Consider the following 25,672-nt stretch of genomic DNA (forward strand, 5'->3'; position numbering starts at 1 on the left):
CATCACACTCCCCGTTCGGCGACAAATTCCGCGTTGTTCACCAGCGCCCAGCGCACGGCCGAGACGCTGCCTTCCAGGCTGACCTGGCTGACGATCTGTTCCAGCAATCCCAGGCTGGACAAGGGCGTGAGCAGGTCGGCGCGCACTTCGATGCGTCCCGCCTGCGCCGCGTCCTCGCTGTGCAGCGATTGCAGCATCAGCGCCGGCATGCCGCTGATCATGCGCAGCATCAGGTTGCGCACCTGGACTTCCTGCTCCGCCTCGCACACGGCCGTGACGCGGTAGATGCTTTCCGTCTCGATGCCCGCCTCGCTGCCGTGGGCATTGATGCGCTGCGCCAGGTGGCGCAGCACCAGGTTGGCGACCAGCACGAAGCCCGTTCCGATGGCCGCTTCCAGCGCAAAACCGAGGCCGCACAGCACGCCGATGGCGGCCGAGCACCACAGGGTGGCCGCCGTGTTCAGGCCGCGCACCGTCATGCCTTCGCGCATGATGACGCCGGCACCCAGGAAGCCGATGCCCGACACCACCTGCGCGGCGATGCGCAGGTGGCCATCGGGATCGCCTTCGAGCACGGAAACCATCACGAACAGCGAGGCGCCGACGGACACCAGCGCGTTCGTGCGCAGGCCCGCCATGCGCTGGCGCAGCTGGCGTTCGGCGCCGATCATGGCGCCCAGGGTCAATGCCGCGGCAACGCGCAGCGCAAAGTCAAATACCACCATCAGTTTCTCCCGGCTGGGGAGGAACAGGCGAGTGCACAGGGCGAAGACTATCCGCCCGGATTGGGTCAGCAGGCGATAACGGGGGAACGATGAGGAGGGAAGTGGCGGCGAGTCTGTACTGCCGCCGGTAAAACCGCACCTTGCCGGAGGCAAGGCGGGCGGAATGCGCGCGTCTTGCCTAAGGCCGATCGCCGATGGTCAATCGACTACTGTCACTGGAACAAGCACCCACGAGTCACTCCATATCATTGATAACGGGGGACAGTCTAGCCAGCGGGGCCGCTTTGGTCAACTGAAGCTCTCTTCAGGAAGCCGCCGCGTCGTCCCCGCCAATGCGGGGACGGTGAAGGCGACCGGCAGATCAGTGGGCGTGTGCCTTGCCATCGTCCGCGTGCGCATCGGCGTGGGCGTGCTCGTCGCCGCCGCCGAAGAAGCGCGCGGCGCGCTTGCCCAGGCTGTCGAGGTAGGTGTAGGCGACGGGCACCACCACCAGCGTCAAGAGCGTCGAGGTGATCACGCCGCCGATGACGGCGCGGCCCATCGGCGCCTGCGATTCGCCGCCGTCGCCCATGCCGATGGCCATCGGCAGCATGCCGAAGACCATCGCCAGTGTCGTCATCAGGATGGGGCGCAAGCGCACCTGGCCCGCTTCCATCAGCGCCTCGAACTGCCCCAGGCCTTCGCGCTGGCGCTGGTTGGTGAAGTCCACCAGCAGGATCGCATTCTTGGTGACCAGGCCCATCAGCATGATGAAGCCGATCACGGAGAAGATGTTCAGGGTGCTGCCCGTAATCAGCAGCGCGGCCAGCACGCCGATCAGGGACAGCGGCAGGGACACCATGATGGCGACGGGCTGCAGGAAGCTGCCGAACTGCGACGCGAGCACCAGGTAGATGAAGATCACGGCGATGCCCAGCGCCATCACCGCGCCGCCCATGGTTTCGGCCATCTGCTGCGCGTTGCCGGCCACGTCGAAACGCACGCCGGGCGGCAGGTCGATGGACTTGATGGCTTTCTGCACGTCGGCGTCGACGTCGCCGGCAGGGCGGCCCTGCACGCCCGCATAGATGGCGACCCTGCGCTGCAAGGCCTGGCGTTTCAGCACTTGCGGGCTGGACGACGGCACGAATTCGACCACCTGGCGCAGCGGAATCATGACGGGCTTGCCGTTTGCATCGAGCTTGCTGGACGCCAGCGACAGGTCGGCCAGGTCGGCCACCTTTTGCCGGCCCGACTTGGGCAGCTGCACGTTGACGTCGTAGTTTTGCCCGTCGGATGCCAGCCAGTGGCTGACCGTGTCGCCTGCCACGAACGGGCGCAGGGCATTGCCGATCTGCTGCACCGACAATCCCAGGTCGCTGGCCAGCTCGTTGTTGATCTTCACGGTGGTCGACGGATTGGCGCCTTCCTGGCTGTATTCCATGTCGGTCAGGCCCTTGATGTTGCGCATCTTGTCCATCAGGGTATGCGCCACCGCATCGAGCTTGCCTTCATCCGTGCCCAGGATGGCGATGAAGATGGGGCGCTGGCCTACGGACAGGGTGATGCCGGCAATCGGCGCCAGGCGTTCGCGGATCAGCTTTTCCAGTTCCTGCTGCGACCGGCGCTTGTGCTGCTTGATGTCCGTCAGCTTCAGGTTCACCTCGGCCGCGTTGCGGCCATCGGGCGTGCCGATGTTGGCCACCAGGCTGTCGATTTCGGGGAATTCCTTCAGCGCCGTTTCGATCTGGCGCACCTTGGAATCCGTGTATTCGAGGCTGGAACCGACGGGCGTCTTGAAGCGCAGGTTGACCCAGCCCTGGTCCGTTTCCGGGAACATCTCGCCGCCGATCATGGGCACGAGCATCAGGCTGCCCGCGAACAGCGCCACGGCCGTGGCCAGGGTGGTCTTGCGCCAGCGCAGGGCCACTTTCAGTACCTTGCCATACCAGACGTGCAGGCGGTCGATGCCCGTCTCGATCCAGGCCATGAAGCGGCCCAGCCATGGCGCGTACTTGAAGCGGTCCTTGACGGGGTCGCGCCAGACGGACGACAGCATGGGGTCGAGGGTGAAGCTGACGAACAGCGATACCAGCACGGCGACGGCCACGGTGATGCCGAACTGCAGGAAGAAGCGGCCGATGATGCCGTCCATGAAGGCCACGGGCACGAACACGGCGACGATGGCGAACGTGGTGGCCATCACGGCCAAGCCGATTTCATTGGTGCCGTCGTTGGCCGCCTTGTAGTGGTTCTTGCCCATGCCCAGGTGGCGCACGATGTTTTCGCGCACCACGATGGCGTCATCGATCAACAGGCCGATGCACAATGACAGCGCCATCAGGGTCAGGAAGTTCAGGGTGAAGCCGAAGGCCTTCATGGCGATGAAGCTGGCCAGCACGGAGATCGGCAAGGTCAAGCCCGTGATGATGGTCGAGCGCCACGAGTGCAGGAACAGGAAGACGATCACCATGGTCAGCACGGCGCCTTCGATGATGGTGCGCTTGACGTTATTGAGCTGGCTTTGCACGCGCTCCGATTCGTCGTCCAGCACGCGCAGGGTGATATCGGGCGGCAGCGTCTTTTGCAGGTCCGCCGCCACCTTCAGGATGCCGGTGCCCACTTCGACCACGTTGGCATCCTGCACCTTGGTGATTTCCATGGTCACGGCCTGCTGGCCGTTCATGCGCGAGATCGACAGCTCTTCCTGCTCGCCGTCGACCACGGTGGCCACCTGGTCCAGGTAGACGGGACCGACGGCGCGGCGCGCCACGATGATCTTGCCGAATTCGCGCGCATCCTTGATCTTGCCTTCCACGCGCACCAGCTGTTCGGCCGCGCCATGGCTGATGGAGCCGGCCGGCAGGTTGGTATTCGTGGCCTGGATGGCGCGGATCACTTCATCGACGCCGATGCCCTGGGCATTGAGTTCGATCGGCTTCATGCTGATGAGGATCTGGCGCGCGCGCAGGCCGCGCAGCTTGACCTGGCCCACGCCGGCCACGCCCTGGAAGCGCTTGCTGATGATCTGTTCCGTCATGGTCGACAGCGAGCGCAGGTCATGCCCGGTCGACGTCAGCACGATGGTGGCGATGGGACGTTCGTTGTCGCCTTCGGCGCGGGCGATGAACGGGTCCTTGGCTTCCTTGGGGAAGCGGGGGCGCACCAGGGCCACCTTGTCGCGCAAGTCCTGCATGGCCTTGTCCATGTTCGTCGACAGCTCGAATTCCAGGTAGACGCCGGCGCGTCCTTCCCACGAGTTGGCGCGGATGGTCTTGATGCCGCTGACGGTGTTGACGGCGTCCTCGATGGGGCGCGTGATGTCGTTTTCCACGGCCTCGGGCGAGGCGCCCGGATAGTTCACTTCAATGGCGGCGAACGGAAACTGCACGCTGGGCATGCTTTCCACGCCCAGGCCCCGGTACGAGAAGATGCCCAGCACCACCAGCGCCACCATGACCATGGTGGCAAAGACGGGATTCTGTATGCTGACTTTGGTCATCCACATGGCTTAATCCTTCCGCGCCAGCACGGCCGGCTGTGCGGCGGGCGCGGCGGGCGTCCCGGCAAAGGTCACGCCGTGGCCCGGCTTGACGCCATCGAGCCTGGCGACGATGACTTTCGCGCCCGGCACGAGACCGGACGTCACTTCCGCATAGCCTTCGTCTTCGTTGCGCAAGCCCAGGGTGACGGGCTGCGCGACCACCTTGTTGTTCACCAGCGCATACACGACGGGACCCTGCTTTTCATTGCGCACGGCCGTCAGGGGCACCAGCGGCGCCACGGGCGAACGTTCGGTGACGATGCTGCCCTTGGCGAACATGCCGCCGCGCAGCGCGCCATCGCCATTGTCGACGGCGATGTAGACGAGCATGGCGCGCGAGCCGCTTTCGGTGGTGGGGTTGATGCGCGCCACCTTGCCGGCAAAGTCGCGCGCGCCGAAGCCGTCGACCTTGAAGTGCACGTCCTGGCCCAGCTTGATGCGGGGAATTTCCGCGCTGGGCACGGGCGCTTCCAGGGTCAGCTGGGCCAGGTTGACGATGGTGTAGACGGGCATGTCGGGCGAGACTTTCTCGCCGGCCTGCAGATGGCGCTTGCTGACGATGCCGGCCATCGGCGCGCGGATCACCGTGTCGGCCAGCGCGATGCGGGCGATATCGAGCTGGGCGGCGGCGGACTTGACGTTGGCGCGCGCCAGGTCGACCGAGTTTTGCGTGGTGTCGTAAGCCGTCTGCGAAATGTATTTTTGCTTGAGCAGGGCCTGGCTGTTGGCTTCATTCTTGCTGGCCATCGACAATCGCGCCTGCGCTTCGTCCAGCATGGCTTGCTGCTGCGTCAGGCGGGCGCGCTGGTCGGCCGCGTCCAGGCGCACGAGGATCTGGCCATTGGCTACCTGCTGGCCTTCCTGCAAGGTCGTCTCGTGGATGACGCCGGAAACCTTGGCCTTGATGGTGGCCTGGGTCACGGGCGCCAGCGAACCGGACAGGGGCAAGCTGATGCTGAGCGCGCGCGCATCGATGGCGGCCACGTCGCCCTGCGCCAGTTCGTGCACGGGCGTCTTTGCCTGTTCCTTCTTCTTGCTGGCCTGCTGTTCGGCCGCCTTGGCGGCCTGTTGCTTCGATTGCATCACGGTCCAGCCGCCGCCGGCCAGGCCCAGCACGACCAGGATCAGCACGGGGGCGCGCCAGCGCCGGCGGCGCGTGGCTGCAAGGGGGGAGGCGGGGGGCAGGGTCTCGTTTTTCATAGGTATTTTGGGTCAGGAGCGGCGCAGGGGTTCGGCGCCAGGTCTCGATGGGGCCGGCCTGTGGCGGGCCGGGGGAATTCGGGTAGCGCATCACCGTGGCGGCCGCAGGCAGCACGCCTGCCGCTGCGGCCGTTCACGGCGATGCGCATGTTGGCACTTTAGGAAGATTCAACCCCGGCTGCCATCGCCGTGCGACAGATTGCATAAAATCGGGGCTGGAATGCAAAAAACGGCGACGGGAGACACTGCCGGCCTGGCCGCCGCGCGCATCACGATGCTTGCGCATGCTCAAGAAGCCGATTCGCCGGCGCGCAAGAATGGGCGGGATGGTTGCGCTACCGGCCAGGCCATTCGCTCGCCGGTTGCCGTGCGGCCGCGCCACGGGGGGCTGATGTCTGATCGGATTGTCGGAGCCGCCCCGTCGCCGGGCCGCCTGCTGGCCGCCGCCGAACCGCAGGCAGGGGCGGCCGGCACGGCGCTGGACCTGCTGTCCATTGTCGTCGCCGCCGTCGAGCAGGCGCCGGGCCTGGCCGTGCGCAGCATCGACCGCGATGGCATCGTGCGCTACTGGAGCTTGGGCGCGGCGCGCCTGTACGGCGTGGCGGCCGAGCTGGCGCTGGGCCAGCCGTGGGCCAGGGTGGCCGCCTCGCTGCCCGACGCCGCCGTCCTGGAGGTGGATTTTTCCAGCGAACTGGCGGCCGTGTGGGAAAGCGGCAAGGCGCGCAGCGCGCGCCTGTGGAAGCTGGACGCCGATGGCGCCGCGCCGCGCTGCATCTGCTCCACCGTGTTTCCCGTCATCCAGTCCGGCCGCGTGCGGCAAGTGGTCTGCATCGATGCCGACATCACGGCCAGCGGCCAGGAGGGCGCCGCGCAGGGCGCCTTGCTGTTGATGGGCGATAATTTCCGCCAGTTGTACGACAAGTCCGCCGACGCCATCGTGCTGCTGCGCGACGAGCATATCGCCGACGCCAACCCGGCCGCTATTGCCCTGTTTCAATGTGAAGACCGGCAACGCCTGCTGGGGCGCCGCCTCAGCGATTTTTCGCCCCTGCGCCAGCCCGATGGCGAATTGTCCTCGTTGCGCGGCACGCAGTTGGCGGCCCAGGCCCACGCCCACGGCAACTGGCGCCACGACTGGCGCTATCAGACGTGCGCGGGCCAGCTGTTCTGGGGCGAAGTGCTGCTCACTTCCGTCACGCTCGACCACACCTATCTGTTTTACGCGGTGATCCGTGATATTTCCTCGCGCAAACTGGCCGAGCAAGCGCTGTACCTGTCGGCGCAGGTGGTCGAACATGCGCGCGAGGCCATCGTCGTGCTGGACCCCCAGCAAATGGTGGTCAGCATGAACCCCGCGTACAGCGAGATCAGCGGCTACAGCCCGGACGACATGCTGGGCAAGGCCTTCGTGCTGCACGGCGTGGAGCCCGATGCGCCGGCGTTCTTCGAGCACGTGTGGGACGAAGTCGATGCCAACGGCTACTGGCAAGGCGATATCGTGGGCCAGCGCAAGGCGGGCGGGCGCTATCCGGCCTGGCTGTCGCTGACGGCCATCCGCGACCCGCAGGGGCAATTGAGCAATTACCTGGCCATCCTCAGCGATATCAGCGAGCGCAAGAAAAACGAGGAGCACACGCGCCACCTGGCCGAGCACGATTTCCTCACCGACTTGCCGAACCGGGTGCTGCTGCTGGACCGCTTGTCGCTGGCGCTGGCGGCCGCGCGGCGCAAGCTGAGCATGCTGGCCATCCTGTATCTCGATCTCGACCATTTCAAGTACATCAATGACAGCATGGGCCACCACGTGGGCGACCTGCTGCTCAAGGAAGTGGCGCGACGCCTCGTGCGCTGCGTGCGCGGCGTCGACACCGTCAGCCGGCATGGCGGCGACGAGTTCGTCATCATCCTGGCCGAGGTGGGCGGCATCGACCAGGTGGCGCATGTGGCGTCCAGCCTGCTGCATGCCGTGACGCAGGTGTACCAGCTGGGTGAATACGAATTGCATGTGTCCACCTCGATCGGCGTGGCCATCTTTCCCAGCGACGGCGACAGCATCGACACCCTCGTGCACAACGCCGACATCGCCATGTACCACGCCAAGGAAAGCGGGCGCAATAATTTCCAGTTTTTCAATGCCGAGATGAATGCGCAAATCGTCGAGCGGGCCAGCCTGGAGCAGGGCTTGCGCGCGGCGCTGGGCAGGGATGAATTCGTGCTGGAATTCGAGCCCGCGCTCGACGTCGCCAGCGGGCAGATCGTGGGCGCCGAAGCGCTGTTGCGCTGGCGCCACCCGCAACTGGGCGTGCTGCCGCCCGAGCGCTTCATCGCCGTGGCCGAGGAGTGCGGCTTGATGGTATCGATAGGCAACTGGGTGCTGCGCCGCGCCTGCCTGCGTGCGCGCGCCTGGCGCGATGCGGGCCAGGCCTGGCGCGTGTCTGTGAATCTGTCGCCGGTGCAATGCCTGCACAATAATTTATTGCAAAGCGTGCAAGAAGCCTTGGCTGTGTCGGGTTTGCCTGCCGCCTGCCTGGAACTGGAAGTGACGGAGTCCTTGCTGATGAAGGGCGGCGCGCGCCTGGCCGGCGTGCTGGCGCAGCTGCGCGCGCTGGGCGCCAGGCTGGCCATCGACGACTTCGGCACGGGCTATTCGCGCCTGGCCAATCTGCGCCATTACCCGGTGGATAAACTCAAGATCGATCCTTCGTTCCTGCCCGCTGCGGCCGATGGCGGGGCAGGCGGGGCCGACACGGCGGTCGCCGCCACCATCATCGCCATGGGGCGCGAGCTGCAACTGCTGGTGATTGCCGAAGGGGTGGAAACGGCGCAGCAGCTGGCCTATCTGCGGGCGCAGGGTTGCCAGCAATACCAGGGACGTTATGCCAGCGCGCAAGTCGAAGGCAGCGCGCTGGCGATGCTGTTGCATGAGTGATTACATCAATCCATATTTCCCAGTAGCTTGATGCGCGCCAGCACCTGGCCATGGTCGGACGCATGCGGCAGGCCCAGCAGCAAATGGTCGTTCAGGCAATTGACTTCCTGCACTACGCCGATGGCGCGCGGGGAGGCGGCGTGGAAATGTTCGGACACGAGGATGTGGTCGATCGTCATGTAGTTGCTGTCGTGGATATTCGTGTAGCCCCCGTGGCGCGCCGCATCCTGGCGCAGCTGGATGGCGTTGGCGTCGTACAGGCGTTCGCGCATTTCCATGCCCAACTCGCACGGCGCGCCCGCCCCCATGACGATGGACGTGGTGACGGCATTGGCGATGTCGTTGAAGTCGCCCAGCACGATGCGGGGACGGCCGCTGCGGCCCAGTTCGCTTGCCAGCACGCGCAGGGCCACGGCTTCCGCGCCGCGCCGCTGCAGCGAACGCAGGTTGGCCAGCGCATAGGCGGCCGCATCGCTGCCGTCGCCATGGCGGTAGTCGGGCCGGCGCGATTTCAGGTGCACCACCACCACGTCCGTGAGTTGTCCTCCAGGCAGGAGCACTTGCACGTGCAGGGGCGCGCGGGCGAAGCGGCAGGCTTGTTCATCGGCAGTATGCTGGTCGGCGGGCACGCTCACGCCGGATGGAAAATTCGTCCAGGCAACACCGGCGCCGGCCAGCGGCAGCCGCGACACCAGCGCCACCGTGGGCAGCATGCGTCCGGCTGCATCGCTCGCATCATGGCTGGCCAGGGTGGCTTCGCGGTAATGGCGCGTGCGTGACAGCACGTCGCGCAGGGCTGCCTGCGAGAAAATCTCCTGGAAACCGATCACGTCGGCGTCGAGCAGGTCGATCTGCCGCGCCGTCCACTCCGCCTTTGCCTCGTATTGCGCGGGGCTCAGCGGTTCCAGGTTGTCATACAGTTTTTCCCCGGCCGGGGCCAGGTTGCAGACATTGAATGTGGCAAAGCGGATTTCTTGCTGCATAATTAGCACTCCTCACTGAACGATCAGCGTATCACGCATGGCTAAAAAAGAGCATATTTCCGAAACCCAGGCGACGCAGTTGCTGCGCAAGCATCAAGTTTCCTTTGAAGAGCACCCATATCCATACGAGGAGCATGGCGGCACCAGCGTCTCGGCGCGCGAATTGAACGTGCCCGAACATTCTGTGGTCAAGACCCTGGTGATGCAGGACGAGGCGGCCAAGCCGATGATCGTGCTCATGCATGGCGATTGCAAGGTGTCGACCAAGAACCTGGCGCGCTCGATCGGCTGCAAGTCCGTCGAGCCGTGCAAGCCCGAGGTGGCGCAGCGCCATTCCGGCTACCTGATCGGCGGCACCTCGCCCTTCGGCACGAAGAAGGCCATGCCCGTGTACGTGGAAGCGTCGATCCTGGAATTGCCACGTATCTATATCAATGGCGGACGGCGCGGTTTTCTCGTCTCGCTGGCGCCGCAGGTGCTTGTGGATTTGTTGCACGCCAAGCCGGTGCAGTGCGCCTTGCAGGATTAAGAGAGCAAGAAAGCCGGGGCTGCCCTGTCCGTGGACGGGGCGCTGGTGTATATTCTGCTGCGCCAGCCTCGATGCTGCTGCAATAAACACAATAAAGGGAAGAAATGAATCCAGTAATCACAACCGTGGCAATGACAGTGGCCGCTTACTTGCTCGGCTCGATATCGTTTGCCGTGGTGATGAGCAAGGTCTACGGCATTGCCGATCCGCGCACCTATGGCTCGAAAAACCCGGGCGCCACCAACGTGCTGCGCAGCGGTAACAAGGGCGCCGCCATCATGACCCTGCTGGGCGACGGCGCCAAGGGCTGGCTGGCCGTGTTCCTGGCCGACCATTTTGCCGCGGCGCTGGGCGTGGGCGACATGGCCGTGGCCCTGGTCGCCATCGCCGTCTTCCTCGGCCATTTGTGGCCCGTGTTCTTCCGCTTCGTGGGCGGCAAGGGCGTGGCCACGGCCCTCGGGGTGTTGCTCGGTATCAATCCATGGCTGGGCCTGGCGACCCTGGCGACCTGGCTGATCATCGCCTATGCGTTCCGCTATTCCTCGCTGGCGGCGCTGGTGGCGGCCCTGTTCGCACCGTTCTACTATGGCTTGCTGTTCGGCGTCGATCCCATCCTGCTGGCAGTGATCGTCATGAGCGTGCTGCTGGCCTACCGCCACAGCCAGAATATCGCCAACCTGCTCTCTGGCAAGGAAAGCAAGATCGGCGGCAAGAAGGATGGGGCCAAGGCGCCCGTCAAGAAGAAGTAAGCGCTTGATTTCCGGCGGCCCGCACGCATATGCTGTGCTTGCGGCGCCGCGCGGTGCGGCCGCCACCGACTCGCGCAAAGGCTGCCCACCATGAGTTCCACTCCCGCCACACCCACTCCCATCCGTATCGATTTCGTTTCCGACGTTTCCTGCCCCTGGTGCGTGATCGGCCTCAAGTCGCTGGAGCAGGCGCTGGACAAGCTGCAAGACACCCTCCAGGCCGACATCCACTTCCAGCCCTTCGAACTGAACGCCAACATGCCGGCCGAAGGCGAGGACATCGGCGAACACATCGCCCGCAAATATGGTTCCACCGAAGAACAGATGGCGCAGTCGCGCGAAGCCATCCGCGCGCGCGGCGAAGGCCTGGGCTTTACCTTTGCGATGGACAAGCGGGGCCGCATCTACAACACGTTTGACGCGCACCGTCTGCTGCACTGGGCCGGGCTGGAAGGGCGCCAGAAAGCACTCAAGATGGCCCTGTTCGATGCGTATTTCACGCAGGGCCAGGACCCATCCTCGCATGAGGTGCTGCTGGCCGCTGCCGGCAAGGCGGGGCTTGATGGCGCGAAGGCGGCCCAGGTGCTGGCGTCCGGCGCCTACGCCGACGAGGTGCGCGCGCAGGAACAGTTCTACCAGCAGAACGGCATCAACTCGGTGCCCGCCGTCATCATCAACGAGCGCCACCTGATTTCCGGCGGCCAGCCGCCCGAAGTGTTTGAGCAAGCCTTGCGCCAGATCATCAGCGGCGCTTGAACGGGGCGCCAATGGCGCGCGCCATGGCAGACTTTTTGCGCTACACTCGGCGCAAAAGGAGGATAGTCAAATGCCAACAGCCAGCTGGAATGGCGCCGTCATCGCGCAAGCCACCGATGCGCAGGTGCAAGTCGTTGAAAACAATGTGTATTTTCCTTTGGCGGCCGTGACGCAGGACTACCTGCGTCCCAGCAGCCATACCACCGTCTGCCCCTGGAAGGGCACGGCCAGCTATTACGACGTCGTCGTCGATGGCCGGACGAATGCCAACGCGGCCTGGTATTACCCCCAGCCCAAGGATGCCGCCAAGCAAATTGCCGGCCATGTCGCCTTCTGGCGCGGCGTGAGCGTCGAGCGCTGACGCTTTCTTTCCCTACTAAAAAACTAAAAATCAACAGAAAGCAGACGATGGATTTACGCCTCGCCGTGTACCAACTCGCCTCGGACTATGCGCTCGATGCCCAACAAACCCGGCAGTTGCAGGAAGTGGCCGGCTTCCAGCGCGAACCTGCCCGCCTGGCCTACTGGCTGCCCCGCGGCGTGGCCGTGCTGGGCGCCGCGCTGCTGGGCATGGGCCTGATTTGCTGGGTCGCCGCCAACTGGGAAGAGCTGGGCCGCGTGGGCCGCTTTGCCCTGCTGCAAGGCGTGTTTGCCGCCGCCTGCGTGGGCGCGTTCGCCGTGCCCAAGGCGCGCGTGCCCTTGCTGCTGCTGGCCTTGCTGGCCATCGGCGGCCTGTTTGCGTATTTCGGCCAGACTTACCAGACGGGCGCCGACCCGTGGCAGCTGTTCGCCCTGTGGGCCGTGCTGGCGCTGCCCCTGTGCCTGGCGGCGCGCAGCGACGTGCTGTGGACGCCGTGGATGCTGGTGCTGGCCACGGCCGCCGCCCTGTGGATGCAGGCGCAGGCGCGCCACAGCTGGCGCGTCGAGTCGGAGGACATCGGCATTTTCGTCAGCGGCTGGCTGGTCGTGCTGGCTGGCTGTGCCTTCGTCTCGCCCCTGCTGGCGCGCTGGACGGGCGCGGGCCACTGGGCCTTGCGCCTGGGCCTGGTGCTGGCCACCATTCTCATCACGGGCACGGCCGTCAGCGCCCTGTTCGGCAGCCAGATCGCATCGCCGTACTGGGCCGGGCTGGGCTTGCTGGCCGTCGCCAGCGTGCTGCTGGCCAGGCGCCAGTTCTTTGACGTGTTCGGCCTGAGCGCCGTCGCGCTGGGCCTCAACACCTTGCTGGTGGGGGGGCTGACGCACGTGCTGTTCAATGGCGGCGGCAATGGCGATGGCGTGGGCAGACTGTTGATGCTGGGCTTGTTTGCTGCCGTGCTGCTGGCGCTGACCGTGCAAGGCATCCTGTGGCGCTCGCGCAAGGAGGCCGCATGAGCAGCGTGAATACCCAGCGCAATGATGCGCTCGCTACCCTGATCGACGACGCCACGCTCGCCGGCCTGCTGCCGCCCGGCGCCGCCCGGCCCGTGCAGGATGTGCGGCCCTGGCCGCTGGTGCTGATGACGGCCTTCGGCGCCTGGCTGGCGGCCATTCCCCTGATCGTGGCGCTGGGCGTGGGCCTGGAAAGCGTGGTGCGCCACGGTCCCGGCGCGTATGTGGTGGCGGCCATCGTGCTGGTGGCGGCCGTGCTGGTGATCCGCATGCGCGGCGTGGCCCTGTTCGTCGAACAACTGGCCGTACCCTGTTTGCTGGTGGGGGGCGGTTTGCTCGGCTATGCCCTGTTCCGCGACTATGCCACGCAGGCGGCCTCGCTGCTGATGTGCCTGGCGTGTCTGGTGGTGGCCGCCTCCCTGCCGCGCGACTGGCTGCGCGTGCTGCTGGGGCTGGTCGCCTGCGGCTTGCTGGGGCTGGGCATCGTCGATAGCACGCGCGACTGGATTTTCGAGAACGATCCCACGCAACTGTATCTGGCCTGGATGCTGGCCCTGGCGCTGTGGCTGGGCGCCCACTGGCTGCAGAAACAGGCCTTCAACGATGGCCGCGGCGCGTCCATCGCCGCCTTCCTGGAATCGCTGTCGACGGGCTGGGTAGTGGCAATCTTGCTGGGGCTGGTCTTCTGGTCCGGCATGACCTTCATGCTGGGCGGTGTCGTGGGCGGCGGCATTGCCGGCGAGCTGGCGCGCGAAGCGACCCGGCACCAGGGCGGCGCCTGGTATGCGCAGGCGCTGAACGGGGTGTCGCTCGTGCTGGCCACGGCGGCCGCCGCCTGGACGGGGTGGCGCTGGCCGGCGCTGCGCCAGCTGCCCGCCATCGGCGTGGCGCTGGTGCTGATCGTGCTGGCATGGTTCATGCCGGCGCTGGGGCCCGTGCTGCTGATCCTCGCGTATTGCCTGACGAGCGGGCGCTCGCGCGTGGCCGTGGCGGCCGCGCTGGCGGCGGCGTGGATACTCGGCAGCTTTTATTATCAGCTGGCCTGGCCGCTGGCCAGCAAGGCGCTGCTGCTGGCCATGGCCGGCGCGCTGCTGTGCGTGCTGTCGTGGCTGGCCACGCGGGGCAAGGTATTGCACCTGGTGGAAAGCAAGCCGGCCACCGCGCTGGCTGAAAGCCGCGCCGTGCGCCTGGGCGTGCTGGGCGGCTTGCTGCTGGTGTTGCTGGTCGCCAATGGTGGCATCTGGCAAAAAGAGCAGCTGATTGCCAAGGGGGAATCCATCTTCGTGGCGCTGGAACCCGTCGATCCCCGCTCGCTGATGCAGGGCGACTACATGCGCCTCAATTTCGTCAACCTGGGTGTTCTCAGCACCCTGGCCAGCGTGGAGCAGGCGCCTGGCCGGCCCCTCGTGGTGGCCATGCGCGATGCGCGCGGCGTGGCGGAACTGCTGCGCCCGTACACCAAAGAGGCGCTGGCGCCCGGCGAATTCCTGCTCGAACTGACGCCGAAAGATGGGCGCTGGGTGCTGGTCAGCGACGCCTGGTTCTTCAAGGAAGGCGAGGCGGCGCGCTGGGAAAAGGCCCGCTATGGCGAGTTCCGCGTCCTGCCCGATGGCCGCGCCTTGCTGGTGGGCATGCGCGGCGAACAGCTGGAGAAGCTGTAACCGCGGTAGCGCACGAGCACGCGGGGGCGGCCATCCTGTAAAATTGCCCGATGGATAATATTACGCATTCGGTCATCGGCCTCGGGGTCGGCGAACTGGTACACCGCAGCCTGCCGCCCGAGCCGCAGGCCCCCGCCCAGCGCACCCGGCGCGCGCTGTTTCTCTTTACGGCCTGGTTTGCCAGCAATGCGCCCGACCTGGACCTGGTGCTGACCAAGCTGCTGCCGCGTCCGTTCGGCTACATGCTGCACCACCGCGGGCATACGCATACCTTGCTGCTGGCCTTGCCGCAGGCGCTGTTGCTGCTGGCCCTGCTATGGCTGCTGTGGCCCGGCGCGCGCCGGCTGCTGAAGGAGAGCGTGCCCGCCCGCATCGGCCTGGCGGCCTGTCTGCTGCTGGGCTTCTGCTTGCACATGGGCATGGATTTCCTCAATTCCTATGGCTTGCATCCGTTCTATCCGTTCAACAGCCGCTGGCTGTATGGCGACATGGTCTTCATTGTCGAACCCATGTTCTGGGTGCTGCTGGGTGTGCCCGTGATCATGTCCTTGCGCTATGGCATCGTCAAAAGCGTGCTGCTGGCGGGATTGGCGGCGGCCCTGTGTTTCTTCACCTATCAAACCTATCTGGCGCCCGCTTCGCTGGCCGTGCTGCTGGGGCTGGGCGCGATCCTGGCCGTGCTGCAGGGACGGGCTGGCGAGCGGGGGCGCGGACCGCTGCTGCTGGCCTTTGCGCTGGCCGCCACGTTCATCGGCACGCAGGGCGTGGCGTCGGCCCTCGGCCGTACCCGCATCGAGGCGGCGGTGCAGCGCCTCGATCCCGGCACGCGCGTGTGGGACGTGGCGATGACGGCCTTCCCCAGCAACCCCTTGTGCTGGATCTATGTCTCGCTCGACAGCAAGACGGACGTGTACACCCTGCGGCGCGGCACCTTGAGCCTGCTGCCGGATGCGCTGGCCCCTGCCGCCTGCCCAGCCGGCTTGGCCGAGACAGGCAAGCGGGAACAGCAGCTGGCGCCCGGCATCGCCGTGTCGGCCCAGGCGGCGGGCAGCCTGGCCGCTTTGCGCGCGCTGCAGTCGGACAATTGCTATGTGGATGCCTGGTTCCGCTTTGCCCGCATGCCGCGGCTGGACGCGGACAGGCTGACGGACGTGCGTTTCAACCCGGACATGCTGCCCAATTTCACGACCGTCGAACTGCAGCAGTTCCGCAGCCGGCCGTGCCCCGCCTATGTGCCGGGCTGGGACCGCCCCCGCGCGGACATGCTGGCGCCGCCGCAAGGGGCGCGTCCGTAGCGAATTTATTGCCTTGTGGCAAAATATCGCGTGTGCACTTACTTCGCCATGGCCGCGCAGGCGACACGACCAATTCAGCATGAATGATATTTAGTTAGGATTATTTTGGAAGAGCAACACGCCTTACCGTATTTGCGGGAAACCCTGCTGTTTCTCGCCCTGGCCGGGATTTTTATTCCATTATTGCAACGCCTGAAGGTCAACCAGGTCCTCGGTTTCCTGGCCGTCGGCGCCCTGTTCGGCCCGTTCGGCTTCGGCCTCTGGGCGGGCGACTACACGTGGCTCACGTATTTCTCGTTCGTGCGTGCCGAGCAGGTCAGCGGCCTGGCCGAACTGGGCGTGATGTTTTTGATGTTCATGATCGGCCTGGAGCTGTCGACGGAACGGCTGTGGGCGCTGCGGCGCTGGGTATTCGGCGCGGGCGTGGGGCAGGTGGCCGTCAGCGCCTGCCTGATCGGCGGCGTTGCGTATTACTTCGGCCTGTCGCTGGAAGCGTCCATCGTGCTGGGCCTGGTGCTGTCGCTGTCGTCCACGGCCGTCGTGATGCAGCTGCTCACGGACCAGCGTTCCCTGCAGACGCCGGCCGGCCAGGCGGGCTTTTCCATTTTGATGTTCCAGGATCTGATGGTGGTGCCGCTGTTCATCCTGATCGACGTGTTCGCCAGCGGGCGCAGCGACGACCTCGCCTACCTGCTCAGCTTTGCCGCCGTGAAATCGGCCGGCGCCATCCTGCTGATCTACCTGCTGGGACGCCGGGTCATCCGCCCCCTGTTCCAGTTTTTCGTCAAGAAACGCCAGCCCGACGTGTTCATGGCCTTGACCCTGCTCAGCACCCTGGGCATCGCGGGCTTGACGTACCTGGCGGGCCTGTCGATGGCGCTGGGCGCCTTGCTGGCCGGCCTGCTGCTGGCGGAAACGGAATTCCGTCATGAAGTGGAAGTGACGATCGAGCCGTTCAAGGGCTTGCTGATGGGCCTGTTCTTCATGTCCGTCGGCATGCAGATCGACGTGCGCGAAATCCTCAAGTCGCCGATCCTGATTCCCTTGGCCGTGCTGAGCCTGTTTGCGGTGAAAACCCTGGTCATCGGCGTGATTTTCCGCCTGGGCGGCTTTCACTGGGGGCGCGCCGTGGAAACGGGCGTGCTGCTGGGGCAGGGCGGCGAATTCGCCTTCATCGTCGTCGCCTATGCGCTGGGAACGAAACTGATCGGCCCGCAGGTGGCGCAGTTCGTCATGCTGGTGGTGGGCCTGAGCCTGTTTGCCACGCCGGCGCTGGCCAAGGCGGCGCGCGCTTTCGGCAACTGGTGGGAGCAGCGCCACCACCAGCAGCTGGCCGACCTGGCGCACGGCGCGCTGCCGCCGCAGGGCAGCACCGTCATCATCGCCGGTTTCGGCCGGGTGGGGCAGCTGCTGGCCAAGGTGCTGACGGAACAGGATATCGCGTATGTGGCGATAGAAAATGACGCGCGCCTGGTGACGACCCTGCATCCGCGCGGCTTCCCCGTGTATTTCGGCGATGCCTCGCGCGCGGAACTGCTGCAAAAGGTGAATGCGGACCGGGCTGCCGCCGTGGTGCTGACGATGGACCATGCGGCGTCCGTGCTGCATGCCGTGAAATCGATCCGCCGCGAATATCCGCAGCTGCCCGTGTATGCGCGGGCGCGCGACGAGGCGCATGCGGTGGCCCTGATACAGGCGGGCGCCACCCTGGTCGTGCCCGAGGCCCTGGAATCGGCGCTGCAGCTGACGGCCACCGTGCTGCACACCGTGGGTTTGAGCGAAGCGCGCACGACGGACATCGTGCAGGCCGAGCGCGACCGGCGCAATGCCGTGCTGCTGGCGAAAAAGCTGTCGTAGTGGAAACTGTAGCGCAACCGTGCGTGTCGCCGTGCTTTGTAAATTATCTATACAATAATAGTATATGAGGACATTACCGACATGAAGGCCGCGACGAAGAGCGGAGCGGCGCCCCTGACGCCGCAGCAGCTGGCGGCGCAGGAAACGCAGCAAAAATTTGGCAAGCCCGAACGGGGCTGGCGCGAGCAGGTGTACACCGTCATTTTCGAGGCGGAAACGCGCACGGGCCGCGCCTTCGATCTGCTGCTGATCGCCGCCATCCTGATCAGCGTGACGGTGGTCGTGCTCAGCAGTGTCGCTTCCGTGGCCGAGCGCTACGGCGCCTGGCTGACGGCGCTGGAATGGTTTTTCACCATTTTATTTACCATCGAATATTTCGCCCGCCTGTCCTGCCTGCAGCATCCGGTGCGTTACGCCAAGAGTTTTTTCGGCATTATCGACTTGCTGGCCATCGTGCCCACCTACATCGGCTTGCTGCTGCCGGGCGCGCACGTGCTGATCGACGTGCGTATTCTGCGTTTGCTGCGCATGTTCCGTATCCTCAAGCTCACGTCCTATGTGCATGAATACACGGTGCTGGGACGGGCTTTGCTGGCCAGCCGGCGCAAGATTCTCATTTTCTTGTCTTTCGTCATGATGGTGGTCTTTCTGTTGGGTACTGTGATGTATGTCGTGGAAGGGCCGGAAAACGGCTACAGCAGCATCCCCACGTCGATATACTGGGCCATCAGCACCATGACCACCGTGGGTTTTGGCGATATCACGCCGCGCACGGACATCGGGCGTACCATCGCTTCCCTGATGATGCTGCTGGGCTGGGGCATCCTGGCAGTGCCTACCGGCATTATCAGCGCGGAAATGACGGTACAGCGCAGTTCCAAGCTGGTCACCACGCGCACCTGCCCCACGTGTCTGAAAGAAGGGCTCGATGACGATGCCAATTTCTGCAAGAACTGCGGCGTCGATTTGCCGCCGCTGGCACGCGATTAGCGCATAGACCATACATCAACCGTATTTACTTTACTTTTTTAAGGCTGACATGATTCCAGTTCGCCTGATCGCGACGGGCAAAGCCGTGCCGTCGCACAGCGTTACCTCCGAGAGCCTGGACCTGACATTGGGCCACCCGGCCGGCTATACCTTGCGCAAGAGCGGCGTGCTGTCGCGTTTTGTCGCCGCGCCCGATGAGTCGCAAAGCCAGCTGGGTGCCGCCGCCCTGCTCGACGCGCTGAAGAATGCCAGCCTGCGTCCGGCCGACATCGACTTGCTGATCTGCGCCTGCGGCGTGCCCGAGCAAGCGTTGCCGAACACGGCCTGCTTCGTGGCGGAACACGCCGGCTTGCCGCCGGGCACGCAAAGCTTCGACGTCAACGCCAGCTGCCTCAGTTTCATGGCCGCCTTCCGCGTGGCCGCGTCCATGCTGGCGGGCGGCGCCTACCGGCGCATCGCCATCGTCTCGTCCGACCTCGCTTCGCGCGGGGTCGACTGGAGCGAGCCGGAAGCGTCGATGATCTTTGGCGACGGCGCCGCCGCCGTCATCGTCGAGCGGGGCGACGGCAGCGCCGGCATCCGCGCCTACAAGATGGGCACGTATCCGGAAGGGCGGCGCTACTGCGAAATCCGCGGCGGCGGCACCGAGCGCAACCCGCGCAACGGCTGCGAACCGGGCGACTACCTGTTCCGCATGGATGGCAAGGCCGTGTTCCGCCTGGCCGTCAAGGTGATGCCGGATTTCCTCGCAGAACTAATGCAGGAGTCGGGGGCGGGGCTGGAAAAAGTCGACGTGGTCGTGCCGCACCAGGCCAGCCCGCTGGGCCTCGCGCATGCGGCGCGCATCCTCGACGTCCCCGATGCTAAAATCATCAAGATCTTTGAAACGCACGGCAACCAGGTGGCTGCCTCCCTGCCCACCGCCCTGCATGAGGCGGTGATGACGGGGCGGGCCGTGGCAGGCCAGCGTTTGCTGATGATGGGCACGGCCGCAGGCCTGACCATCGGCGGCATGATCGTCGATTTGTGAGGGCAGTGCGATGAGGCGGATACTGGTCACGGGAGCGACGGGGGGCTTGGGGCGCAATGCCGTGCGCACCCTGCTGGCGCAGGGCGTGGAAGTGCGCGCCTCGGGCCGCAACGCCGCCGTGGGCCGCGAACTGGAACGCATGGGCGCGCAATTCGTCGCGCTTGATCTTGCGCAAGCGACGCCGCGCCAGGTCGATGAGCTGGTGCGCGGCATGGACACCGTCTGGCACTGCGCCGCGCTGTCCTCGCCGTGGGGCCCCGAGCGCGACTTCATCGCCGCCAACGTCACGGCCACGGGCCAGCTGCTGCGCGCGGCCGCCAGCCAGCACGTGGCGCGCTTCGTGCACATCTCCACGCCGGCCATGTATTTCGATTACCGCAACCGCTACGAAGTGCCGGAAACCTTCCGTCCCGACGCTTTCGTCAACGCGTATGCGCGTTCCAAGGCGATGGCGGAAAAGCTGGTGCAGGAGGCGGTGGACCGTCATCGCGGCATGACCTGCGTGATCCTGCGTCCGCGCGCCATCTTCGGCCCGCACGACCAGGTCCTGATCCCGCGCCTGGCGCGCGTGCTGCAGGAGCGCGGCGGTAAGCTGCCCCTGCCCAGGGGCGGCGCGGTCACCATCGACGTCACCTATGTCGACAATGTCGTGCATGCGATGTGGCTGGCCACCGTGCACAAGACCATCGCTTCGGGCGCCGCCTTCAACATCACGAACGGCGAGCCGGCGCGCCTGTGCGACATCTTGCGCGCGCTGTTTTGCGAGCACCTGCAGCAGCCGTTCGAGATCGTCAGCGTGCCTTACCGCGTGCTGGCGCTGGCCGCGCGCCTGATGCAGTTCGCCTCGCGCTTTACCCGCCGCGAACCCTCGCTGACGCCCTACAGCATCGGCGCGCTCAGTTTCGACATGACGCTCGATAACGCCAAGGCGCGCAAGGTGCTGGGCTACCGTCCCGTCGTCAGCCTGCAGGAAGGCATTGCGCTGACGGCGCAGTGGATGCGCCAGGAAGCGGCGGCGCACAAGGTGGGCAAGGAGCGCAATGGCTAGCATTACCGCGTTTCGCGTCGGCCACTGCACCCACCCGTCCTGCATGGTCCTGAAAGGCAGCGGGCTGGCCAGCCGCTGCTTCCCGTCGCGCGCCTACCTGATCGAAACGCGCGCGGGCCTGTACCTGTGGGACACGGGCTACGCCGAGCACTTCCGCGCCGCCACGTCGAAGGGCGTGTACCGCATGTATGCGTGGGTGACGCCGATTTCCTTCGACGAGAGCGAGTCTTTGCAGGGCCAGCTGCGCGCGCATGGCGTGGCGCCCGGCGACATCCACACCTTGCTGCTGTCGCATTTCCACGCCGACCATATCGCCGGCCTGCGCGACTTCCCCGGCGCGCGGCTGATGGCTTCCAAGACGGGCTGGGACGCCGTGCGCGGCCTGTCCGGCGTGGCCGCCGTGCGCCAGGCCTTCGTGCCCGAGCTGCTGCCCAACGACATCGCCGACCGCCTGGCTTTCGTGGAAAGCGTGCCCGAGACGGCCTTGCCGGCCGCCCTGCTGCCATTCACGCACGGGCGCGACGTCAGCGGCACGGGTGAAATCTATATCGTCGACCTGCCCGGCCACGCCATCGGGCACCTGGGCGCCTTCGTGCTGCAGGAGGGCGGCTGGACCTTGCTGGCGTCGGACGCGGCCTGGGTGCCGGAAAGCTTCCAGCAGCTGCGCGGGCCGTCCGAACTGTCGTTCCTCATCCAGCACAAGCGCGCGCCGTACTATGCGACCCTGAACCGCCTGCACCAGTTGCACCGCTCGGGCAATGCGCACATCCGCATCACGCATGAAGACACGGCGGACTATGTTCCTGTGGCGGGCCGCCCGTGAAGCGTATCGTCTGGCTGTTGCTGTCGTACTGGCGCACGCGCCGCCTGCGGTTCACAAGCCGCGCGCGGCTGGACGCCTACCAGCAGGTGCAACTGGCGCGCTTCCTTGAGGTGCTGTGCGCGCGCAGCAGCTACTTTGCCCAATACCGCGGCTTGCCGCTGGCGCAGTGGCCGACGATGAACAAGGCGCTGATGCTCGAGCATTTCGACGCCATGAACACCGAAGGCATCACGCTGGCGCAGGCGATGGACGCGGCTATGGCGGCCGAGCAGAGCCGCGACTTCACGCCGGCCGTGGGCGACATCACCGTGGGACTGTCGTCGGGCACGTCGTCGCGGCGCGCCGTGTTTACCGTCAGCCCCCGCGAAAAAGCCCAATGGGCGGGCGTGATGCTGGCCAAAGCGCTGCCCGACGGCCTGTTTTCCGGCGAAAAGGTGGCGCTGTTCCTGCGCGCAAACAGCAATCTGTACACGGCCGTGCGCTCGCCGTGGCTGACGTTTGCCTTCTACGACCTGTTCGAACCGTTCGACAGCCTGTGCGCGCGGCTGGCGCACTATCAACCCTCCGTCATCGTCGCCCCGGCCCAGGTGCTGCGCCAGCTGGCCTTGCGCGTGATCGGCGGCAGCCTGGCGCTGGCGCCGAAAAAGGTCATCTCGGTGGCCGAAGTGCTGGAAGCGCAGGACCGCGCGCTGATCGTGCAGGCGTTTGGCGCCGTGCATGAGATCTACCAGGCCACCGAAGGGTTCCTTGCCAGCAGCTGCGAGCATGGCGTGCTGCACCTGAACGAGGAATACGTGCACATCGAGCCGCAGTGGCTCGATGCAGAGCAGCGCCGCTTCGTGCCCGTGATCACGGACTTCACGCGCATCACGCAGCCCATCGTGCGCTACCGCCTGGACGACATCCTGATCGCGCGTGACACGCCATGCCCGTGCGGCCGCGCCACGCGCGCCATCGCCGGCATCGAAGGGCGCTGCGACGACATGCTGTTCCTGCCGTCCTTGCCATCGGCGAACGGCGGCGCCCCCGTCGCCGTGTTTGCCGACGTCTTGACGCGCGCGTTCGCGCAAGCCTTGCCGCCGGACGCAGATTACCGCCTGGTGCAGTCGGGCGACGACGCCTTGCAGCTGCATGCGGCCGTGGACGACGCCGGCCTGACCGCCCTGCGCGCGCATCTGGAAACGGTGCTGCGGGAGCTGGGCGTGGCCGTCGACGGCCTGGCCTGGACGGTAAGCGGCGAACTGCCTCCCTTTGACCCCACCATGAAACGGCGCCGCATCCGGCGCCTGGCGACCGCATGAACGATACTTCCATGACCGTACGCAGCCGCCTGCTGCATCTGCTGGCCGGCTGGGGCAGCGTCGGCCTCGTGTATTTTTCCAGCGACCTGCTGCAAGGGCAGGGCGCGCTGCTGCCCGAAACGGCCATCGACCGCGCCATCGCCTACAACGACGGCGCCATCTGGCTGTACCTGTCCTTCTTCATCCTGATCCCGTACGCCTACCTGGCGGCCGATGCGGCCCGCGTGCGCTGGCTGGCGCGCGCCATGGCGCTTTCCGCGCTGGCTTGCGGCGCGGTCTTCCTGCTGTACCCGACCACCCTCGCGTATCCGCCCGTGGGCGAGGGCAGCGCCTGGAGCACGCAGGCGCTGCGCATGCTGCAGGCGGCGGATTCCACGCAAAATTGCCTGCCGTCGCTGCACGGCGCCCTGACATTGCTGTGCGTGTGGGCCTTGTGCGACAGGCGCCACCTGCTCCGCTCCGCGCTGGCCGCGCTGCTGGGGATCAGCATCTGCTACGCCATCATCGCGCTGCGCCGGCACGTGAGCATCGACCTGGCCGCCGGCCTGGCCGTGGGCGTGGCGGGCGGCATGCTGGCGAAAATGCAGGTATTCTGGGCAGCGCGCCGCGCCATTTCTACTGAAACCGCATCATGATGAATCCCTTCGCCCTCTCTTTTCTTGTCATGCTGGCCTTCGTGCTGGCCGAACTGCTGATCCTCAAATGGGTGCGCAAGACGCCCGTGCCGTGGAAGGACGTCATCTTCAACCTCAATTCGGGGCATATCCTGATGTGGGTGTTCCGCGGCGTGGAAGTGGCGGCTTTCGCCCTGCTGCTGCGCCATGTGAACCTGCACATCGTCGACCAGTGGCCCGTGGCGGCGCAGTGGATCTTTGCCTTCTTTGCCTGGGATCTGTGCTTTTACTGGATGCACCGGCTGCACCACAAAATCCCCCTGCTGTGGGCCGTGCACGTGGTGCACCACCAGGGCGAGCATTTCAACCTGTCGCTGGGCGTGCGCAATTCCTGGTATTCGTCCCTGACGAATTTCCCGTTTGTCGCCATCCTGGCCGTGCTGGGCGTGCCGCTGGAAATCTTCCTCGTCGTCTCGTCCCTGCATTACACGGTGCAGTTCTACAACCACAATGCGCTGGTGAACAAGTCCGGCATCCTCGATAGCTTCATGGTCACGCCCTCGCACCACCGCGTGCATCACGGCACCGATAAACGCTACATCAACCGCAATTTCGGCGGCACCCTGCTGCTGTGGGACAGGCTGTTCGGCAGCTTCCAGCCCGAACTCGAGGGCGTGGAAATGCGCTATGGCGTAAAGGGCATGACACCCACGCACAACCCGCTGCTGGCCAGCAACGGCAAGCTGTTTGGCTGGCTGCGCGCGCGCTTTCCCCACTGGCAGTCGCGCGGCACCTTCCACGTGCCCGAGCTGTTCATCGGCACCGGCGGCGTGATCCTGTTTGGACTGGTGATCTATTACGTCAACCACGAGGCGGCGCTGGCCGGCGCGCAGCAGGCCATCCTGTTCGCGCTGATCTTCGGCGGCACCCTGGCGCTGGGCGGCCTGTCCGATGCGCGCCGCTGGGGCGCCATCGCCTGGGTGGCCATCGCCGTGGCCATGCCGCTGCTGTTTCTGGGCTGGTATGGCGCGCGCGACGCGTGGGGCATGGTCTTCCTGGCCGCGCTGCTGGCGCATGGCCTCGATGGCGCGCGCCGCCTGTGGTGGCCGGCAGCGGCGGGGACGCGCGCGTGACGCAGCCTGTACCTTCGCTGCCGCCACTGCGCTTCCAGCCCGCCCGCGATTCCGCCTTCCGCCGCGAATTGCGCGCGCGCGCCGACGCCTACCTGGCGGACGAAGGAAAGCACCGTTTCGGCGACTTGCGCATGCATTGCAAGGCGGTGTTCCTCGCCGCGCTGACGGTGGGGTTGTATGCGCTGGCGCTGAACGCCGAAAGCACCTGGCCGTTTGTCGCCAGCTATGTGGCCTGCCTGGTCACGGCCATGGCGTTGGCAATGAATACCCTGCACGATGCGGCCCACAGCGCCGTCTTCCGCCAGGGCGGATGGAACCGCGTGCTGATCCGCCTGGTGGGCTTGCCCGTGGGCGTGGACACGGATTTCTGGACCATCCGCCACGTGCATTTTCACCATACGTATGCGAACGTGGAGGGCTATGACCTCGACACGGAACCGAACCCGTTCCTGCGCCAGACGCCGTACCAGCGCTGGTCGCCCCAGTACCGCTACCAATACCTGTACTGGCCCGTGGTGGCGGCCCTGTCGCTGCCTTACCTGAACTGGTATGGCGACTGGCTGGACCGCTTCGGCAAGACGCCCGTGGCCGCGCACAGCCGCCTGCAGGGCTGGCGCGGCTGGCTGTCCTTCCTGGGCTGGAAGCTGGGCCACGTGGCGCTGGTGCTGGCGCTGCCCATGTGGGTGCTGCAGCAGCACGGCATCGCCTGGAACGTGGTGCTGGGCGCATATTTCGTGGGCCAGATGATCGCCTCGTGCGCGCTGGTGGCGCTGATCCTGGGCACGCACTGGGCCGAGGTGGAGTTTTTCCAGCCGGGGCCGGACGGCACCTTGCCGCACGACTGGTACCAGCACACGTTTTACACATCTTGCGACTGGACGCCGCAGCCGCGCGCGCTGCGCTGGCTCGGCTACTGGCTCGGCGGCTTGAATCTGCACCTCACGCATCATCTGTTCCCCACCTGGAACCACCGCCACTACCCGGCGCTGGCGCGCATCCTGGCCGAACTGGCGCCCCGCCACGGGCTCGCCTACCGCGAACTCGGTTACTGCCAGCTGCACGCTTCGCAGCAGAAGTTCCTGCGCGCCATGGGGCGGCCGCCCGCAAAGTCCTGACGAATCGCGCTTGACTCGGTTTCCGTTCCGTCTTACATTT

General features: G+C 65.9%; 21 protein-coding genes. 17 read left to right on the forward strand and 4 right to left on the reverse strand.

Translation table 11 applies throughout. The features are described from left to right. Nucleotides 1-2 precede the first annotated feature (2 nt). The 3 genes from GCN74_RS10595 to GCN74_RS10605 form a co-directional block, all read right to left on the reverse strand. Nucleotides 3-725 (reverse strand): MgtC/SapB family protein, encoded by a 723-nt coding sequence (locus tag GCN74_RS10595; RefSeq protein WP_152256649.1) that lies wholly within the window; start codon nt 723-725, stop codon nt 3-5. Between the two features lie 361 nt (nt 726-1,086). Further along, complete coding sequence (locus tag GCN74_RS10600; RefSeq protein WP_152256650.1) at nt 1,087-4,212, reverse strand: efflux RND transporter permease subunit; 3,126 nt, start codon at nt 4,210-4,212, stop codon at nt 1,087-1,089. A 3-nt stretch (nt 4,213-4,215) separates the two neighbouring features. Further along, complete coding sequence (locus GCN74_RS10605; RefSeq protein ID WP_152256651.1) at nt 4,216-5,448, reverse strand: efflux RND transporter periplasmic adaptor subunit; 1,233 nt, start codon at nt 5,446-5,448, stop codon at nt 4,216-4,218. 391 nt (nt 5,449-5,839) lie between these two features. Between GCN74_RS10605 and GCN74_RS10610 the strand changes: the two genes are divergently transcribed. Then, nucleotides 5,840-8,377, forward strand: a complete 2,538-nt coding sequence (locus GCN74_RS10610; protein WP_152256652.1) for an EAL domain-containing protein — start codon at nt 5,840-5,842, stop codon at nt 8,375-8,377. Nucleotides 8,378-8,382: 5 nt separating this feature from the next. Here the strand turns inward: GCN74_RS10610 and GCN74_RS10615 are convergent, their stop codons facing one another. Continuing rightward, nucleotides 8,383-9,360: an endonuclease/exonuclease/phosphatase family protein gene (locus tag GCN74_RS10615; protein ID WP_152256653.1), complete on the reverse strand. Its 978-nt coding sequence runs from the start codon at nt 9,358-9,360 to the stop codon at nt 8,383-8,385. A 37-nt stretch (nt 9,361-9,397) separates the two neighbouring features. Here GCN74_RS10615 and ybaK point away from each other — a divergent pair, with 37 nt between their 5' ends. The 16 genes from ybaK (at nt 9,398) to GCN74_RS10695 (ending at nt 25,632) form a co-directional block, all read left to right on the forward strand. After that, nucleotides 9,398-9,889, forward strand: coding sequence for a Cys-tRNA(Pro) deacylase (gene ybaK / locus GCN74_RS10620; RefSeq protein WP_152256654.1), 492 nt, complete (start codon nt 9,398-9,400; stop codon nt 9,887-9,889). A gap of 104 nt (nt 9,890-9,993) precedes the next feature. Further along, nucleotides 9,994-10,638: a glycerol-3-phosphate 1-O-acyltransferase PlsY gene (gene plsY, locus GCN74_RS10625; RefSeq protein ID WP_226938982.1), complete on the forward strand. Its 645-nt coding sequence runs from the start codon at nt 9,994-9,996 to the stop codon at nt 10,636-10,638. 90 nt (nt 10,639-10,728) lie between these two features. Continuing rightward, a complete protein-coding gene (locus GCN74_RS10630; RefSeq protein WP_152256655.1) occupies nt 10,729-11,394 on the forward strand; it encodes a DsbA family oxidoreductase in 666 nt (221 codons plus the stop codon). A 70-nt stretch (nt 11,395-11,464) separates the two neighbouring features. Beyond that, on the forward strand, nt 11,465-11,755 hold the full coding sequence (locus tag GCN74_RS10635; RefSeq protein WP_152256656.1) for a DUF427 domain-containing protein: 291 nt from the start codon (nt 11,465-11,467) through the stop codon (nt 11,753-11,755). 47 nt (nt 11,756-11,802) lie between these two features. Continuing rightward, nucleotides 11,803-12,768, forward strand: a complete 966-nt coding sequence (locus GCN74_RS10640) for a DUF2157 domain-containing protein (RefSeq protein ID WP_152256657.1) — start codon at nt 11,803-11,805, stop codon at nt 12,766-12,768. Continuing rightward, the gene (locus tag GCN74_RS10645) at nt 12,765-14,426 is read left to right on the forward strand and encodes a GDYXXLXY domain-containing protein (RefSeq protein ID WP_152256658.1); all 1,662 of its coding nucleotides are present in this window, start codon (nt 12,765-12,767) and stop codon (nt 14,424-14,426) included. Before GCN74_RS10640 ends, GCN74_RS10645 begins: the two co-directional genes overlap by 4 nt. Nucleotides 14,427-14,476: 50 nt before the next feature. After that, nucleotides 14,477-15,721: a metal-dependent hydrolase gene (locus tag GCN74_RS10650; RefSeq protein WP_152256659.1), complete on the forward strand. Its 1,245-nt coding sequence runs from the start codon at nt 14,477-14,479 to the stop codon at nt 15,719-15,721. A 105-nt stretch (nt 15,722-15,826) separates the two neighbouring features. Further along, the gene (locus GCN74_RS10655) at nt 15,827-17,578 is read left to right on the forward strand and encodes a cation:proton antiporter (protein ID WP_152256660.1); all 1,752 of its coding nucleotides are present in this window, start codon (nt 15,827-15,829) and stop codon (nt 17,576-17,578) included. A gap of 81 nt (nt 17,579-17,659) precedes the next feature. Further along, entirely contained in the window at nt 17,660-18,568 is a 909-nt protein-coding gene (locus tag GCN74_RS10660; protein ID WP_152256661.1) for an ion transporter, read from the forward strand. 49 nt (nt 18,569-18,617) lie between these two features. Continuing rightward, nucleotides 18,618-19,598 (forward strand): 3-oxoacyl-[acyl-carrier-protein] synthase III C-terminal domain-containing protein, encoded by a 981-nt coding sequence (locus GCN74_RS10665; protein WP_152256662.1) that lies wholly within the window; start codon nt 18,618-18,620, stop codon nt 19,596-19,598. A gap of 10 nt (nt 19,599-19,608) precedes the next feature. Next, on the forward strand, nt 19,609-20,646 hold the full coding sequence (locus GCN74_RS10670) for an NAD-dependent epimerase/dehydratase family protein (RefSeq protein WP_152256663.1): 1,038 nt from the start codon (nt 19,609-19,611) through the stop codon (nt 20,644-20,646). Continuing rightward, entirely contained in the window at nt 20,639-21,469 is an 831-nt protein-coding gene (locus tag GCN74_RS10675; protein WP_152256664.1) for an MBL fold metallo-hydrolase, read from the forward strand. The genes GCN74_RS10670 and GCN74_RS10675 overlap by 8 nt, the downstream gene beginning before the upstream one ends. Beyond that, nucleotides 21,466-22,770, forward strand: coding sequence for a F390 synthetase-related protein (locus tag GCN74_RS10680; protein ID WP_152256665.1), 1,305 nt, complete (start codon nt 21,466-21,468; stop codon nt 22,768-22,770). Before GCN74_RS10675 ends, GCN74_RS10680 begins: the two co-directional genes overlap by 4 nt. Continuing rightward, entirely contained in the window at nt 22,767-23,405 is a 639-nt protein-coding gene (locus tag GCN74_RS10685) for a phosphatase PAP2 family protein (RefSeq protein ID WP_152256666.1), read from the forward strand. Before GCN74_RS10680 ends, GCN74_RS10685 begins: the two co-directional genes overlap by 4 nt. Next, nucleotides 23,402-24,517 carry a sterol desaturase family protein gene (locus tag GCN74_RS10690; protein ID WP_152256667.1) on the forward strand — a complete coding sequence of 372 codons (1,116 nt, stop codon included), beginning with the start codon at nt 23,402-23,404 and terminating at the stop codon, nt 24,515-24,517. The genes GCN74_RS10685 and GCN74_RS10690 overlap by 4 nt, the downstream gene beginning before the upstream one ends. Further along, nucleotides 24,514-25,632, forward strand: coding sequence for a fatty acid desaturase family protein (locus GCN74_RS10695; RefSeq protein WP_226938983.1), 1,119 nt, complete (start codon nt 24,514-24,516; stop codon nt 25,630-25,632). Before GCN74_RS10690 ends, GCN74_RS10695 begins: the two co-directional genes overlap by 4 nt. The last annotated feature ends 40 nt before the right edge of the window (nt 25,633-25,672 follow it).

Origin of the sequence: Janthinobacterium sp. FT14W (assembly GCF_009208755.1) — a bacterium.
Taxonomy (GTDB): Bacteria; Pseudomonadota; Gammaproteobacteria; order Burkholderiales; family Burkholderiaceae_D; genus Janthinobacterium; species Janthinobacterium violaceinigrum.